Below are 16273 nucleotides of genomic sequence, written 5' to 3' on the forward strand. Positions count from 1 at the left end.
TGGCACAAAAAAGGCGATCCGTTAGGATCGCCTTTTTATTGGGTTTGGCTTGAGAGCGGCGGTGTAGCTCTCCCCTCACCCCAGCCCTCTCCCGAGGGAGAGGGAGCCGATTTGTACTAGCGTTGAGGCCAGAGTTCGATCAGGTATTTCAGGTCAGTGTATGACGCAAGACACCTCGGTCAGTCCCCTCTCCCTCCGGGAGAGGGTTAGGGTGAGGGGCTTTTGACCTTCGGCACTTAACTGCTGACAGGCAATATCGGGCTGCCCAGCCGCTCCAGCAACGTCGCCTGCGCACTGCGCGGGTTCTGGTTGCCAGTGGGTGTGTTGCGGATGTAGCGGCCGTCCGACTGCAGGCTCCAGCTGTGGGTGTTGTCGGTCAGGTACAGCTCCAGCTCCTTCTTGACCCGAGTCAGCAGTTTCTTGCCTTCCACCGGGAAGCAGGTCTCGACGCGCTTGTCGAGGTTGCGCTCCATCCAGTCGGCGCTGGAGAGGAACATCTGCTCGTCGCCGCCGTTGAGGAAGTAGAACACCCGCGTGTGCTCAAGGAAGCGGCCAATGATCGAGCGCACATGAATGTTGTGCGAGACCCCGGCGATGCCCGGACGCAGGCAGCACATGCCGCGCACCACCAGATCGATGCGCACGCCGGACTGGCTGGCCTTGTACAGCGCGCGGATGATCTTCGGATCGGTCAGCGAGTTGAACTTGGCGATGATGTGCGCCGGTTTGCCTTCGAGGGCAAACTGGGTTTCGCGGGCAATCATGTCGAGCATGCCCTTCTTCAGGGTGAACGGCGCATGCAGCAGCTTTTTCATGCGCAGCGTCTTGCCCATGCCGATCAACTGGCTGAACAGTTTGCCGACGTCTTCACACAAAGCGTCGTCGGAGGTCAGCAGGCTGTAGTCGGTGTAGAGCTTGGCGTTGCCGGCGTGATAGTTGCCGGTGCCGAGGTGCGCGTAGCGGACGATTTCGCCAGCCTCACGGCGCAGGATCAGCATCATCTTGGCGTGGGTCTTGAAGCCGACCACGCCGTAGATCACCACTGCGCCCGCCGCTTGCAGACGGCTGGCCAGTTGCAGGTTGGATTCTTCGTCGAAGCGCGCGCGCAGCTCGATCACGGCGGTGACCTCCTTGCCGTTACGCGCGGCGTCGACCAGCGCATCGACGATCTCCGAGTTGGCGCCGGAGCGGTACAGGGTCTGGCGAACCGCGAGCACGTGCGGGTCTTTCGCGGCCTGACGCAGCAGGTCGACCACCGGCGTGAACGACTCGAACGGGTGCAGCAGGAGGATGTCCTGCTTGCTGACCACACTGAAGATGTTTTCGCTGTTCTGCAGCAGTTTCGGGATCTGCGGGGTGAACGGCGTGTATTGCAGCTCCGGATGACTATCGAGGCCAGTGATGCTGAACAGACGCGTCAGGTTGACCGGGCCGTTGACCTGATACAGCTCGGTCTCGCTCAGGTTGAACTGCTTGAGCAGGTAGTCCGAGAGGTGTTTCGGGCAGGTGTCGGCAACTTCCAGACGCACCGCGTCACCGTAACGCCGCGAGAACAACTCGCCACGCAGGGCGCGGGCGAGGTCTTCGACGTCTTCGGAATCGAGCGCCAGGTCGGCGTTTCGGGTCAGACGGAACTGGTAGCAGCCTTTGACCTTCATGCCCTGGAACAGGTCATCGGCGTGGGCGTGGATCATCGACGACAGGAACACATAGTTGTCGCCGGCGCCGCCGACTTCTTCCGGCACCTTGATGATCCGTGGCAGCAGGCGCGGCGCCGGGATGATCGCCAGACCGGAGTCGCGCCCGAAGGCGTCGATGCCTTCGAGCTCGACGATAAAGTTCAGGCTCTTGTTCACCAGCAGCGGGAACGGGTGCGTCGGGTCGAGGCCGATCGGGGTGATGATCGGCGCGATCTCGTCGCGGAAATAGCGGCGGACCCAGGTTTTGAGCTTGGTCGTCCAGTTGCGCCGACGGATGAAGCGCACCTGATGCTTTTCCAGCTCCGGCAGGAGGATGTCGTTGAGGATCGCGTACTGGCGGTCAACGTGACCGTGAACCAGTTCGCTGATCCGCGCCAGCGCCTGATGCGGCTGCAAGCCGTCAGCGCCGGCCTGTTCGCGGGCAAAAGTGATCTGCTTTTTCAGCCCGGCGACGCGGATCTCGAAGAATTCGTCGAGGTTGCTGGAGAAGATCAGCAGGAACTTCAGCCGCTCCAGCAACGGGTAGGACTCGTCCAGCGCCTGTTCCAGCACGCGGATGTTGAACTGCAATTGCGAAAGCTCGCGGTGGATGTACAGGCTGCTGTCATCCAGGCCGGGAATGGCGATCGCCGGTACCGCCACAGCGGTTTCGGCAACCGGCGCGGGTGGCGCAGGCTCCAGTTCCGGCGGGGTTTCGGTGATTTGCTCGACCACCGGCTGAGCTTCTTTTACGGCAACTTCAGTGAGTCCTTCGGTATTCATGGAATGTTCCTGGGAGGGCTATTTCTGCTCTCGTAACAATTGAGCGGCACGAACGGCAAAGTAAGTCAGGATGCCATCTGCACCGGCACGTTTAAAGGCGGTCAGTGACTCGAGGATCACCGCTTCGCTCAACCAGCCATTCTGGATAGCGGCCATGTGCATGGCGTATTCGCCACTGACCTGATAGACGAAGGTCGGCACCTTGAAGGCATCTTTGACGCGAAAAAGAATGTCCAGGTAGGGCATGCCCGGTTTGACCATGACCATGTCCGCACCTTCGGACAAGTCGGCACCGACTTCGTGCAGCGCTTCGTCACTGTTGGCCGGGTCCATCTGATAAGAGGCCTTGTTGGCCTTGCCGAGGTTCGACGCAGAACCCACGGCATCGCGGAAAGGGCCGTAGTAGGCGCTGGCGTATTTGGCCGAGTAGGCCATGATGCGCACGTTGACGTGGCCGGCAATTTCCAGCGCCTCACGTATCGCCTGGATGCGACCGTCCATCATGTCCGATGGCGCCACCACCTGCGCGCCGGCTTCGGCGTGGGACAGCGCCTGACGCACCAGCGCATCGACGGTGATGTCGTTCTGCACGTAGCCGTCTTCGTCGAGAATGCCGTCCTGACCGTGGGTGGTGAACGGGTCCAGCGCCACGTCAGTGATCACGCCCAGCTCCGGGAACCGCTCACGCAGGGCGCGAGTGGCGCGCTGGGCGATGCCTTCGGGGTTCCAGGCTTCGGCAGCATCGAGGGATTTCAGTTCAGGCGGGGTGACCGGGAACAGCGCCAGAGCCGGAATGCCCAGCTCGATCCATTTCGCCGCTTCTTCAAGCAGCAGATCAATGGTCAGTCGCTCGACGCCCGGCATCGAGGCCACGGCTTCGCGGCGGTTTTCACCGTCGAGCACGAACACCGGCAGAATCAGATCATCGACCGTCAATACGTTTTCACGCACCAGCCGCCGCGAAAAATCATCACGACGATTGCGACGCAGACGAGTGGCTGGGAACAGACGATTGGCGGGGGTAAAGCTCACGGCAGACTCCTGAGCCCGGGCAAACGGGCGAGCGTGACAGTTATAGACGGCCATTATGACTAACAGATGACAGTTATGTGTGCTCTGTGACAGGTAGCCGCAATCCATTGTCGATGTAGGAAATGTTCACGTCGAGACACATTTGGACACTTTCATGAATGTGCCCGAAGGGTTAGGCTGCGCGTTCATTTCGCCAGCACCCAGACAATGCTCCAACAATTTCTGCACGACTTTGGCTACTTTGCCTTGTTCCTCGGCACGTTCTTCGAAGGCGAGACCATTCTGGTGCTCGCAGGCTTCCTTGCGTTCCGTGGATACATGGACATCAACCTGGTGGTGGTTGTGGCGTTCTTCGGCAGCTATGCCGGCGATCAGCTGTGGTACTTCCTGGGGCGCAAGCACGGGCGCAAATTGCTTGCGCGCAAGCCGCGCTGGCAGATGATGGGCGACCGCGCGCTGGAGCACATCCGCAAACATCCGGACATCTGGGTCCTGAGCTTCCGCTTCGTTTATGGCCTGCGCACCGTGATGCCGGTGGCGATCGGCCTGTCCGGTTATCCACCGGGACGTTACCTGCTGCTCAACGGTATCGGCGCGGCGATCTGGGCCACCGCACTGGCTGCGGCGGCTTACCACTTCGGCGCAGTGCTGGAAGGCATGCTCGGCAGCATCAAGAAGTACGAGCTGTGGGTGCTCGGCGCCTTGCTGATCCTCGGGCTGGGCCTGTGGCTGCGGCGCCGCTTCAAGAATGCGCAACTGGCAAAGAAAATCTATCAGGACGAGCATCTCGCCAAGGCCGCCGAGGCCGAGCAATTGCGTCAGGCCGAAGCGACCCCTCCTGCCGGACCGAAAACGCCAGCCGAATAAGCCATTCGCTGGCGGCTGCCACGCGCATTCCAGGCAAATAATGAACACCCCGCCGCCGTTGCGATCCATTGAGAGAGCGCTCTGTTCCCGCGCGCGCCAGCCATGCCCCTATGGCCACGCGCGACGATTTAAGGGACATTGAGCGCCATGAATCTGGAGAGAAGCCCATGAGCAAAAAAGTTGCAGTGATCCTGTCCGGCAGTGGCGTGTACGACGGCGCCGAAATCCAGGAAAGTGTCATCACCCTGCTGCGCCTCGACCAGCGCGGCGCACAGGTGCAGTGCTTCGCGCCAAACATCGCGCAATTGCATGTGATCAACCATCTGACCGGCGAAGAAATGCCGGAATCGCGCAACGTACTGGTGGAATCGGCGCGGATTGCCCGGGGCAACGTCAAGGATATCCGCGACGCCGATGTCGAGGATTTCGACGCACTGATCGTGCCCGGCGGTTTCGGCGCGGCAAAGAACCTGTCGAACTTCGCCATCGAAGGCGCCGGCTGCACCGTACAACCTGAAGTGCTGGCCCTGGCCGAAGCATTTGCCGAAGCGGGCAAACCGGTCGGGCTGATCTGCATCTCACCGGCGCTGGCAGCGAAAATCTATGGCCCGGGCGTGACCTGCACCATCGGCAACGACGCCGACACCGCTGCGGCCATGAACAAGATGGGCGCCACCCACGAAGAGTGCGCCGTGACCGAAATCGTCGAAGACAAGGCGCGCAAACTGGTGACCACCCCGGCGTACATGCTGGCGCAGACCATCAGTGAAGCGGCTTCGGGGATCAACAAACTGGTCGACCGCGTGCTCGAACTGACCCACGAAAACGACGCTTGAAATCAAAAGATCGCAGCCTTCGGCAGCTCCTACAGGTTTCGTGTCGCGCCGTGATATTGCGGCATACACCGCCCCTGTAGGAGCTGCCGCAGGCTGCGATCTTTTCAGGGCTTGCGGGTGAGCCGGGTGAGAATCCGGTCCAGCGCATTGGCAAACGCCTGCTTCTCGCGCTCGCCAAACGGCGCCGGGCCGCCGCTCATCTGGCCCTGCTCCCTGAGATCGGTGAACAGATTCCGCACCGCCAGCCGCTCGCCCATGTTCTGCGCATCGAACTCCTTGCCGCGCGGATCCAGTGCCGCCACGCCCTTCTTGACCAGCCGATCGGCCAGCGGAATATCGCTGCAGATCACCAGCTCGCCCGGCACGGCGTGCTCGACCAGATAATCATCCGCCGCATCCGGCCCGCTCGGCACCACGATCAGTTTGACGATGGCCAGCCCCGGCTTGGTCTGCGGCTGCCCGGCTACCAGCACCACTTCGAACTGGCGCTTGAGGGCGAATTTCACTACAAGATCCTTCGCCGCCCGTGGACAGGCGTCGGCATCAATCCATACACGCATGTTCTTGCCTCCAAAAAATTCGCGAGCAGGCTCGCTCCCACAGGATACATACCGAACCTGTGGGAGCGAGCCTGCTCGCGAATATGAGCGCAGCGAATGCCTTTATGCAGCCGAAACCCGACGCTTCTCCGCCACCCAACTGCGCCCATACAGCACAGCAATCGCCACAATCGCCACCACCTGCGCGGTCAGCGAATAGGCATCGGCATGGATCCCCAGCCAGTCGAATTCAAAGAACGCGACCGGCCGTGTGCCGAAGATCCCGGCTTCCTGCAAGGCCTTGACGCCATGCCCGGCAAACACCACCGACAGCGCGCACAACAGCGCGGCGTTGATGCTAAAGAACAAGGTCAGCGGCAGTTTCGCCGAGCCGCGCAGAATCACCCAGGCCAGGCCGACCAGCAGCACCAGCGCCGTCGCGCCGCCGGCCAGCACGGCGTTGTGCCCGGCAGGACCGGCCTGCAGCCACAGGGTTTCGTAGAACAGGATCACTTCAAACAACTCGCGATAGACCGAGAAGAACGCCAGGATCGCAAAGCCGAAACGTCCACTGCCGCCGACCAGACTGCTTTTGATGTAATCCTGCCAGGCCGCCGCATGACGGCGGTCATGCATCCACACGCCGAGCCACAACACCATGACGCTGGCAAACAGCGCGGTGGCGCCTTCCAGCAACTCACGCTGCGAACCGCTGACGTCGATGACGTACGCCGCCAGTGCCCAGGTACCCAGACCTGCCAGCAGTGCCAGACCCCAGCCAACGTTGACACTGCGTACTGCCGATTGCTGACCGGTATTGCGCAGGAAGGCGAGGATCGCCGCCAGCACCAGAATCGCTTCCAGGCCTTCGCGCAGCAGAATCAGCAGGCCGGAGATGAAGCTCAGCGACCAGCTCAGACCATCGCTGCCCAGCATGCCGGCGGATTCCTTGAGTTTGGCTTTGGCCGCGTCCAGACGCTGTTCGGCCTGCTCGACCGGCAGACCATCCTGCAATGACTGCCGATACGCCATCAGCGATTTTTCGGTGTCCTTGCGCACGTTGGCATCGACGTTATCCAGCGAGCTTTCGACCAGTTCGAAGCCTTCCAGATACGCCGCCACCGACAGGTCATAGGCCTGATCGTGTTCACCGGCGCGGTAGGCCGCGAGGCTTTTGTCCAGCGTGGCGGCGGTGTAATCGAGCAACTGCGCCGGCCCGCGCTTGACCTGCGGTGGTTGCGCGCGCTGGGCACGGAACGACGCCGCGACCTCTGCGCCCTCCGCCGCCTGCACTTCGGCCGGGGTCTGCCGGGCCAGGTCGGCGATGTTGTAGACCTTGTCGGACTTGGCGGCCGCCGCATCGGCGCTGAAGCCGGCAATGTAGGTGGCCAGATCCCAGCGCTGGCGATCATCGAGCTGATCGGCGAACGCCGGCATGTCGGTGCCTTCGACGCCTTGGCCGAGGGTGCTGTAGATCGCGTACAGGCTCAGGTGATCCATCCGCGCAGCGTCGCGCAGGTTGGCTGGCGCAGGGGTCAGACCGACACCGGCCGGGCCGTCGCCAGCACCAGTGTCGCCGTGGCACACCGAGCAATTTTGCGCATACAGCGGCGCACCGCGTGTCGGGTCCGGGGTGATGATCGGTGCCTGGCTGACTTCATAAGCCACCGCCAGTTTCGCCCCCAGCTGTCGGGCCTGACGGGCGACATCAGCACCGTCCTGCTTCGCAGTGATGGCGGCGTGCAAAGATTCGACGCCCTGTTCCAGCGCGGCTTTTTCCGGTTTGGCTGGCAATGCAGTGATCAAGCCTTGCAGAACCTGGGTGAATTCCAGCTGCTCGCGGTATTCGCCATCGTCGATGACTTTGCCTGCCGCGACCGTCGGCGGGTAATCGGCACTGATGTAATCGAGCAGGTGCAACGCTTGCGGCGCGCCTTCCACGGTATCGGCCAGCAGCGGCAGGCTGCTCAGGGACAATAACGGGAACAGCAGCCAGGCCAGCAATCGGGACGAGGCAGTCATGAACGAATCTCAAATGGAAATGCGAAGTTACATATTGTTCACTTCGAAGACATTTCTCTCAAGCTTTGTCGGCGTTTCGCTTTGATTGGCAGGAAATACCCGGCAGACGGCAGCAGCGTTTGTCGCCGAGTATTGCCGCACTGCCCGCTGCCGATTGACGCTCGATCAAGATCGCAGCCATTTGCCACCATCCACTTTATACTGCCCGCCCCAGAGCATTTGCGCGCAAGGAATCAACCTCAATGCGGAGTCTTCCGTTCGTTTTGCTGCTTTGCGTCGCTGTTCAGTTGAGCGGTTGTGCCGCCTATCGCAACTACGATCTTGAAATGCAGCAGACCACCGAGCAAATGACCCGGGGCAATCTGACCGGGGCTCTGGCACTGGTGGAAATGAACAACCCGTGGGAAGACAAGGATCTGCTGTATTACCTGGAAAAAGGCGCGATCCTCAGCGCTGGCAGTGCCCTGCCCGACAGCCAGGACGCCTGGCGCAATGCCGACCGCATGATCTTCCAGCGCGAGGAAGCCAACCCGTCCGGCGCGATGAAATTACTGGCCCGTTTCGGTGATGAAATGGGCACGATGCTGGTCAACGACAAGCTGCGGCGCTATGAAGGCTACGATTACGAAAAGGTCATGTTGACTACGCAAATGGCCTTGAACCAGCTATCCGTCAATGACTTTGCCGGCGCCCGCGCAGACATCAGGAAAACCCACGAACGCGAAGCATTGATCGCCCGCCAGCGTGAAAAGCAATACGAAGCGGCCGAGGAACAGGCAAAAGCTCAAGGCAAAGTTCTCCATTACAAGGAACTGGAAGGCTACCCGGTCGCCTTGCTTGATGCGCCGCAGGTCGTTGAGCTGAAAAACGGCTATCAGAGTGCGTTCAGCCACTATCTGGCCGGATTCACCTATGAAGCCCTCGGCGAACGCGCCCTCGCGGCGGCCGGTTATCGTCAGGCGATCGAACTGCGGCCGGATATGCCCTTGCTGCAAAAGGCCCTGCGCAATCTCGACAAACCGCCAGCGAAAGCCGATGAAAGCGATGTGTTGCTGATTATCCAGAGTGGCCTGGCCCCGGCTCGCAGCTCCGTGCAGGTGCCGATCCCGGTTCGTCTGAACGAAACGCTGGTCATCATTGCGCCCATTTCATTCCCGGTGATGGTGCCGGACGCGGTCACACCCAACTTCAGCCATATCACCGTAGACGGTCGCAAACAGCCGTTGGTAGTGATCAATAGCGTGACCGATATGTCCATGCGCACACTGCGCGACGACATGCCGCAAATCATCTCGCGGGCGATGTTCCGCGCCAACATGGCCGCCATCGGTCAAGCGCAGGAAAACGAGCGCAACCCGGCGAAAGCCTCGTTGATCGTCACTCAGCATGATCCGTTCGAAGAAGCCGACACCCGCACATGGCGAGCGTTGCCGGACAAGACGCTGGTCGCCCGCCTGCGCTTGAAAAAAGGCCTGCATACCTTCCGTTTTGCGCCTGCGTCCATCGACCACCCTTTTGAAATGCGCGTCGACCAGGACCGCCAGATTCTGCACCTGCGGGTATTCCGGGATCAGGTCTATACCGTCGGATCAGCCTTTGTACCGAATCAAAAACCCGCGTCGGATACACCCGCTTCTGCGGAGAAGTGATGGCACAACATCTAGAAATGCACCCAAAAGGCTATTACATAGCCATCACCCCACGTTTATAATGCCGCGCCCTCGCCCAGCGAGCCGGCATCAAAAGCTCCTCACGCATGAGGAATTGGCAGGAGGCCAGCGCCGCCGTCGATAGGTCACACCAGCCCGACCAGCACACGCGGCTGCAAGTTTTTTACTCAGGGAAGAAGTACCCATGGCATTCCGCGCTCCCATGCTGCTCGCGCTCAGCGCCGTCACGCTGTTGTCCGGCTGCGCAGCGTTTCGCAACTACGATTCCGAACTGGCCCAGACCAATCAGCAACTGGCATCCGGCAACGTCGACGCGGCGCTGACCCTGCTGGAAAAGAACAACACCGGTACCGACAAAGACCTGCTCTATTACTTCGAGAAAGGCGAACTGCTGCGCGCCAAGGGCGACCTGTCAGGCAGCCAGAACGCCTGGGGCAGCGCCGATCAGGTGGTCGGTCAGTGGGAAGACGCGGTCAAGCTCGATTCGGCCAAGTACCTGGCACAGTTCGGCAGCTTCATCGTCAACGACAAGGTGCGTCGCTACGAAGGCTATGACTACGAGAAAGTCATGCTGACCACGCAGATGGCCTTGAACCTGTTGGCGGTCAACGATTTCGATGGCGCCCGCACTGCGATCAAAAAGACCCACGAACGCGAAGCGGTGATCGCTGACCTGCGCGACAAGGAATACCTCAAGAGCGAAGAACAGGCCGAAAAAGAAGGCATCAAGACCCAGTACAAGGATCTGCAGGGTTATCCGGTGGCCAGCCTCGACGCGCCGGAAGTGGTCGGCCTGAAAAACAGCTACCAGAGTGCGTTCAGCCATTACCTGGCCGGTTTCGTTTACGAAGCCCTGGGCGAGAAGGATCTGGCCGCGCCGGGTTATCGCAAGGCTGCCGAATTGCGCCCGAACACGCCGCTGCTCGAGCAGGCGCTGGTCAATCTCGACAAGCCTTCCAAATCCGATGACAGCGACATTCTCATCGTCGTGCAGAGCGGTCTGGCCCCGGCCCGTGACTCGATTCGCGTACCGTTGCCGCTGCCGATTTCCAACAACGTGGTGATCACCCCGTTGTCGTTCCCGATCATCAAACCGGACACCTCCACCGCGCCTTTTGCGCAGATCGGCGTCGACGGCAAGCAGGTCGACCTGACCGCACTGAACAGCACCACCGCCATGTCCCGCCGCGCTCTGCGTGATGACATGCCGGGGATCATCGTGCGCACCACCGTGCGCGCGATCACCAAAGGCGTGGCGCAGAAGCAGATCAACGAAACCAATCCGCTGGCCGGTCTCGCTGTGGGTATTTCTTCAGCAGTGCTCGAAGGTGCCGATACCCGTACATGGCGCACCCTGCCGGACAACACCCAAGTGGTGCGTCTGCGCCTGAAAAAAGGTGAGCATCAGGTTACCCTGCCGAGCGCCGTCGGCGGCTCGGTGGTCAAGGTCACCGTCGACCAGCGTTACCAAGTGATCAGCCTGCGTGCCGTGGGCAACCAGGTATTCGCTGGCGGCATCGCTGCTCACGTAATGCCGAGCGCTGCCGCGACCAACGTCGCCAGCCTCAAACAACCTTAAGAACGGAGTCTTTGCAATGCGCTTGAAGATCATCGCCGTCGCCGCCCTCGCCTTGCTGGCAGGCTGCGCCACCCCGCCACCACCTGAGCCGGGCAGCGCCGCGAGCAAAGTCGTGGCCATGGGCCCGCAGAAACACATCGTCGTCGGCGCCATGCGCGTGGCTCGTGAAAACGGCTTCATGACCGTCAACGTGCAGTTGAGCAACACCCTTAACAGCAACAAGATTTTCTACTACCGCTTCGCCTGGCTCGGCGCCGAAGGTTTCCCGGTTGCCGAAGAAGAAGTGTGGAAAAGCCAGATGATGTACGGCGCCCAGACCAGCTTCATTCAGGCCATCGCCCCGACCCCGAAAGCCGTGGATTTCCGTCTGGAAATCAAGACGCCTTAAGCCCGCCACCCTATTTCTGATTGAGAGAGCTTTCTCATGTTTGCACGCTTTTCCTGCATCGCCGTCATCGCCCTGCTCGCCTCCGGTTGCGCCAACACCTCGCCGACCCTGGGCAGCAAGAACATCAGCTACGGCGACACCAAAGCGGTTGAAACCGTGACCAACGAATTCGGTTCGACCGACCTGCAAATGATCGCCGAGTCGATGACCCGCTCGCTGGCCCAGTCCGGCATTCTGCAGGGCCGTCCGGTGGTTCAGGTCTACGATGTGAAGAACAAGACCAGCGAGTACATCGACACCCGCGAAATCACCACCAGCATCAAGACCCAACTGATGAAAACCGGTGTTGCGCGCTTCGCCAGCGACAACAATGCAATGCAGAGCCAGGTCGACCAGCTCAAGCTGCAAAACCAGAGCGGCCTGTACAAGAAAAGCACCGTGGCCAAGACCGGCAACATGGTTGCCGCCAAGTACCGCATCGAAGGCTCGATCAGCTCGATCGTCAAGCGCAGCAGCGACTACAAGGACGTCTTCTACAAATTCAGCCTGCAGTTGATCGACGTCGAAAGCGGTCTGGCCGAGTGGATGGACGAAAAAGAGATCCGCAAAACCACGGAGCGTTAATCGATGCGCACATGGATTGGCATGATGGCCCTGGCTTGCGCGTTCAGCGCGCAGGCGGCCCCGAAAGTGGCGGTGACGGATCTGGCGTATCAGGAGCGCGTGGAGCAATACATCCACATCGTTTCGGCGCAGAGTAATCATCGTGAGAGTTACTACAGCGCCAGCGGCTCTTCGAGCTACAACGAGATCGAAGCGACCACCAGCTACATCGAACAGGGCGAGTTGCGCAAATTCACCGGCGACATCAAGGGTGAAATCCTGCGTACCGGCATGTTCCAGCTGGTCCAGGGCACGCCGTATACCGCCTCATCCAAAGGCGACGTGTATGACGTGATCAAGCGCATCAAGGCCGGCAACTTCAAAGGCGCCGACTACGTACTGTTCGGCACCGTGTCCGACATCGATTTCACCCAGGACATCAACGAGCTGGCGCACACCGACAGCTACTCGGCGGTGCTGGGCCTGACGCTGGTGGCGGATTTCAGCCTGATCAACACCAAGACCTACGAGATCACCTCGGCCTTCACGGCGATGGGCGAAGCGCAGGACACCAAACTGGTGAACCATCGCGACATCAAGATCTCGCTGAACCGTCCGCGGGTGGTGCGTGAGGTGTCGAAGGCCTTGGGCGAAGACGTGGCCGGGCAACTGAGCATGCAACTCGGTGGCGGTGACGGTTATGAGCAGCCGCGTGAAGCGCCGCAGCGCAATAATCTGCCGCGTGATACGGCGCCGGTGATTTTACGCTGAGCCGATCTGAGGACTTTTGTGGCGAAGGGCTCTGTGGCGAGGGGATTTATCCCCGTTGGGTCGCGAAGCGGCCCTCGCTATTGATTCAAGACGATTGGGACTGCTGCGCAGTCCAACGGGGATAAATCCCCTCGCCACAAAAGCTCGCTTGCCCCGATGTCTCGGTAGAAATGAAAAAGGCGACCTCTTGAGGTCGCCTTTTTTCTGTCCGAGCGGTTTACGCCGCCGCTTTGCGCAACGTCGCCATGAACGCCGCCGCGCCAATGAATAACCCGGCAAAGGTGCGGTTCATGCGTTTCTGCTGCTTGGGCGTGCGCAACAGGCGCAGCACCTTCGACGCCAGTCCGGTGTAGCCGGCCATGACAATCAGATCGACGAAAACCATGGTCACGCCGATCACCACATACTGAATCAGCAGCGGCGCATGGGGATTGATGAACTGCGGCAACACCGCGAGCATGAACACCAACGCCTTGGGGTTGCTGATGTTCACCAGAAAGCCGCGAAACACCAAAGCCAGCGGCTTGCCGATCGGCCGCACTGCGGCGTCATCGCTCATGTCCATGGGCAGCGCCCGCCATTGCTTGATCGCCAGGTAAACCAGATAGGCGACACCGAACCATTTGATCGCATGGAATGCTGTGGCCGAAGCGGTGAGCACAGCGCCAACACCCGCGCCGACAATCGCGATCTGCACCGCCAGACCGATCTGCAGGCCCAGTGCGTTCCAGTAGCCGCGCCAGAACCCGTATTGCAGACCGCTGGACATCGACGCGATGGCGCCCGCGCCCGGGGACAGGCTGATCACCCAGCAGGCGGCAAAAAATGCCAGCCATGTTTGAAGCTCCATCGCACACCTCGGCTGATGCTGTAACAAGTCGTCAAAACTAATGCTGTTTGGGGCTAAAAGCAAAAGATCGCAGCCTTCGGCAGCTCCTACAGGGATCGTATTCCAAATGTAGGAGCTGCCGAAGGCTGCGATCTTTTGATCTTGCTGGAAAAGCTACTTCTCAAAGCCACTCGACGGAAACACATCTGTCCCGCGCCAACGCCGCACCGAACGCTGGAAGAACAGGCTGTTCGGCACCTGCACCATGGCGCTGCCGGTGCCCAACTCTTCGGCCTCGACCAGCGTGGTGTAGAGCAGATTGATCGCGATCACCCGGCCTTTGACGCCAGGCTTGTCGGTGGTATCCACCAGCTCGACTACGTCGCCGAGGCGGAACGGCCCGACGGTGAAGATCAGAATCGCGCAGAGCAGGTTCGACAGCACGCTCCACATGGCGAAGAACGCCACCGCCGCCACCGCGACAAATCCCGACAGCGCCGTCCACAGCACCGTGGCCGAAACGCCGAGGCGCTCGAGCACGAAGAGCAGCGCGCTGCCCATGATCAGCCAGCGCAACACGCCGCGTAGCGGCATCAGCAACTGCGGCGGAAACGGATAGCGCTCACCCAGGCGAGTGAGGCCTTTGGCGACGAAACGCTGGGTCAGGTAACCGGCCAGCAGAATCAGCAGAATCTGCGCGGTGAACCACAACGGTTCGACCCACACCGCCGAGAAAGGCAGCTTGAAGGCTTCCATCAGGACAACGCCTCCAGCTCCGCCTGCATGCTTTCCAGGGTTTCCAGCGCTTCCATCCAGGCTTCTTCCAGCTCGGCTTCACGAACCTTCAATTTCGCCTGTTCGGCGAGCAGATCACGCAATTCATTCTTGCGCGCCGGCTCGTAGATATCGCTGTCACCGAGGCTGGCATCGACCTTGGCCAGTTTCTCGTGGAGCTTGCCCAGCTCGGCTTCAAGCTTGTCGGCCTCGCGCTTGTGCGGCGCCAGTTGCTGACGCAACGCTGCCGCCGCCTGGCGCTGCGCTTTCTTGTCGGTCTTGTCCGGGTTGACAGGCGTGTTGCTGACCGGCGCATTGCGCTGACGGTATTCCACCAGCCAGCGCGCGTAGTCTTCGAGATCGCCGTCGAACTCTTCGACCTTGCCGTCAGCGACCAGATAGAAGTTGTCGGTGGTGCTCTTGAGCAAGTGCCGATCGTGAGAGACCACCAGCACCGCACCGCTGAATTCCTGCAGGGCCATGGTCAGCGCCAGACGCATTTCCAGATCGAGGTGGTTGGTCGGTTCGTCGAGCAGCAGCAGGTTCGGGCGTTCCCAGGCGATCAACGCGAGGGCCAGACGCGCCTTCTCGCCACCGGAGAAATTCAGCACCGGCTCATCGATGCGCGCACCCCGGAAGTCGAAGCCGCCAAGGAAGTCGCGCAAGGTCTGCTCGCGCTCACCCGGCGCGAGGCGCTGCAAGTGCAGCAACGGGCTGGCCTTGGAGTCCAGCGAATCGAGCTGATGCTGGGCGAAGTAGCCGACCACGGTGTTTTCGCCACGGGTCAGGCGCCCGGCCAGCGGTTCGAGCTCGCCGGCGAGGTTCTTGATCAGCGTCGATTTACCCGCACCGTTCGGCCCAAGCAGACCGATCCGCGCACCCGGGGTCAGTTGCAGCTTGACCTTCTCGAGGATGGTCTTGTCGCCATAACCCAGGCGTGCATCGGACAGGTCGATCAGCGGACTGGAGATCTTGGTCGACTCGCGGAAGACGAAGTCGAACGGCGAATCGACGTGGGCCGCCGACAATTCTTCCATGCGCTCCAGCGCCTTGATCCGGCTCTGCGCCTGACGGGCCTTGGTCGCCTGGGCCTTGAAGCGAGCGATGTAGCTTTCCATGTGCGCACGCTGCGCCTGCTGCTTCTCGTAGGCCTGTTGCTGCTGGGCCAGACGCTCGGCACGGGCGCGCTCGAACGCGGTGTAGCCGCCACGGTAGAGGGTCAGTTTGCGCTGATCGACATGGGCAACGTGATCGACCACTTCGTCGAGGAAATCCCGGTCGTGGGAAATCAGCAGCAAGGTGCCCGGATAACTCTTCAGCCACTCTTCGAGCCAGATGATCGCATCGAGGTCCAAGTGGTTGGTCGGTTCGTCGAGCAGCAGCAGATCCGACGGGCACATCAGTGCCTGCGCCAGATTCAGACGCATCCGCCAGCCACCAGAGAAATCGCCTACCTGACGATCCATCTGCTCATTGGTGAACCCAAGACCGGCGAGCAGCTTGCGCGCCCGCGCATCGGCGGTGTAACCGTCGGCGCTGTCGAGTTCGGCGTGCAGGCGCGCCAGCGCGGTGCCGTCGTGGGCCTGCTCGGCGGCGGCAAGCTCGCGTTGCACCTCGCGCAGACGCAGGTCGCCATCGAGCACATAATCGACCGCCAGGCGTTCGAGGGTGTCGACCTCCTGGCGCATGTGCGCGATACGCCAGTCGGCCGGCAGCAGGCAGTCGCCCGAATCCGGGTGCAACTCGCCGCGCAGCAGGGCGAACAGGCTGGATTTGCCGGCACCGTTGGCGCCGATGAGGCCGGCTTTGTGGCCGGCGTGCAGGGTCAGCTCGGCGTCTTCTAGCAGACGTTGCGGGCCACGCTGTAAAGTCAGGTTCTGAAGTCGGATCATAATGGCGGC

The 16273-nt window shown here is 61.1% G+C and carries 14 protein-coding genes; 7 read left to right on the forward strand and 7 right to left on the reverse strand.

Features of this window, described 5'->3' with window-relative positions; translation table 11 throughout:
* Nucleotides 1-236: 236 nt before the first annotated feature.
* Nucleotides 237-2462, reverse strand: coding sequence for a polyphosphate kinase 1 (gene ppk1, locus AC0Z5Z_RS01705; protein ID WP_016772619.1), 2226 nt, complete (start codon nucleotides 2460-2462; stop codon nucleotides 237-239).
* An 18-nt stretch (nucleotides 2463-2480) separates the two neighbouring features.
* On the reverse strand, nucleotides 2481-3494 hold the full coding sequence (gene hemB / locus AC0Z5Z_RS01710) for a porphobilinogen synthase (protein ID WP_122751194.1): 1014 nt from the start codon (nucleotides 3492-3494) through the stop codon (nucleotides 2481-2483).
* Between the two features lie 207 nt (nucleotides 3495-3701).
* Here hemB and AC0Z5Z_RS01715 point away from each other — a divergent pair, with 207 nt between their 5' ends.
* Both AC0Z5Z_RS01715 and elbB read left to right on the forward strand, forming a co-directional pair.
* Nucleotides 3702-4361 carry a DedA family protein gene (locus tag AC0Z5Z_RS01715; RefSeq protein WP_485610627.1) on the forward strand — a complete coding sequence of 220 codons (660 nt, stop codon included), beginning with the start codon at nucleotides 3702-3704 and terminating at the stop codon, nucleotides 4359-4361.
* Between the two features lie 167 nt (nucleotides 4362-4528).
* Nucleotides 4529-5197: an isoprenoid biosynthesis glyoxalase ElbB gene (gene elbB, locus AC0Z5Z_RS01720; RefSeq protein WP_016772616.1), complete on the forward strand. Its 669-nt coding sequence runs from the start codon at nucleotides 4529-4531 to the stop codon at nucleotides 5195-5197.
* A gap of 104 nt (nucleotides 5198-5301) precedes the next feature.
* On the opposite strand, the gene AC0Z5Z_RS01725 is transcribed toward elbB, so the two are convergent.
* Together AC0Z5Z_RS01725 and AC0Z5Z_RS01730 are read right to left on the reverse strand one after the other, a co-directional pair.
* Nucleotides 5302-5757, reverse strand: a complete 456-nt coding sequence (locus tag AC0Z5Z_RS01725; RefSeq protein ID WP_041476910.1) for a YaiI/YqxD family protein — start codon at nucleotides 5755-5757, stop codon at nucleotides 5302-5304.
* A gap of 102 nt (nucleotides 5758-5859) precedes the next feature.
* Nucleotides 5860-7758 carry an FTR1 family protein gene (locus AC0Z5Z_RS01730; RefSeq protein ID WP_485610628.1) on the reverse strand — a complete coding sequence of 633 codons (1899 nt, stop codon included), beginning with the start codon at nucleotides 7756-7758 and terminating at the stop codon, nucleotides 5860-5862.
* Between the two features lie 242 nt (nucleotides 7759-8000).
* On the opposite strand from AC0Z5Z_RS01730, the gene AC0Z5Z_RS01735 reads away from it, so the two are divergent.
* The 5 genes from AC0Z5Z_RS01735 to AC0Z5Z_RS01755 all read left to right on the forward strand — a co-directional run bounded on the left by AC0Z5Z_RS01735 (nucleotide 8001) and on the right by AC0Z5Z_RS01755 (nucleotide 12769).
* Nucleotides 8001-9407, forward strand: coding sequence for a COG3014 family protein (locus AC0Z5Z_RS01735; RefSeq protein WP_150637080.1), 1407 nt, complete (start codon nucleotides 8001-8003; stop codon nucleotides 9405-9407).
* Nucleotides 9408-9612: 205 nt separating this feature from the next.
* A complete protein-coding gene (locus tag AC0Z5Z_RS01740; RefSeq protein ID WP_056791673.1) occupies nucleotides 9613-11007 on the forward strand; it encodes a COG3014 family protein in 1395 nt (464 codons plus the stop codon).
* Between the two features lie 16 nt (nucleotides 11008-11023).
* Nucleotides 11024-11395 (forward strand): YcfL family putative periplasmic lipoprotein, encoded by a 372-nt coding sequence (locus tag AC0Z5Z_RS01745; RefSeq protein ID WP_016772611.1) that lies wholly within the window; start codon nucleotides 11024-11026, stop codon nucleotides 11393-11395.
* A 36-nt stretch (nucleotides 11396-11431) separates the two neighbouring features.
* Nucleotides 11432-12019, forward strand: coding sequence for a penicillin-binding protein activator LpoB (gene lpoB, locus AC0Z5Z_RS01750; protein ID WP_016772610.1), 588 nt, complete (start codon nucleotides 11432-11434; stop codon nucleotides 12017-12019).
* A gap of 3 nt (nucleotides 12020-12022) precedes the next feature.
* On the forward strand, nucleotides 12023-12769 hold the full coding sequence (locus AC0Z5Z_RS01755) for a hypothetical protein (RefSeq protein ID WP_016772609.1): 747 nt from the start codon (nucleotides 12023-12025) through the stop codon (nucleotides 12767-12769).
* Between the two features lie 217 nt (nucleotides 12770-12986).
* Here the strand turns inward: AC0Z5Z_RS01755 and rhtB are convergent, their stop codons facing one another.
* From rhtB to AC0Z5Z_RS01770, 3 genes are all read right to left on the reverse strand, one after another.
* Entirely contained in the window at nucleotides 12987-13619 is a 633-nt protein-coding gene (gene rhtB, locus AC0Z5Z_RS01760) for a homoserine/homoserine lactone efflux protein (RefSeq protein ID WP_024014759.1), read from the reverse strand.
* 153 nt (nucleotides 13620-13772) lie between these two features.
* The gene (locus AC0Z5Z_RS01765; RefSeq protein WP_056791670.1) at nucleotides 13773-14354 is read right to left on the reverse strand and encodes a mechanosensitive ion channel family protein; all 582 of its coding nucleotides are present in this window, start codon (nucleotides 14352-14354) and stop codon (nucleotides 13773-13775) included.
* Nucleotides 14354-16264, reverse strand: coding sequence for an ATP-binding cassette domain-containing protein (locus AC0Z5Z_RS01770; RefSeq protein WP_056791667.1), 1911 nt, complete (start codon nucleotides 16262-16264; stop codon nucleotides 14354-14356). The genes AC0Z5Z_RS01765 and AC0Z5Z_RS01770 overlap by 1 nt, the downstream gene beginning before the upstream one ends.
* Nucleotides 16265-16273 lie beyond the last annotated feature (9 nt).

It is taken from the genome of Pseudomonas sp. 1L-E-NC-VB-C3 (genome assembly GCF_057291535.1).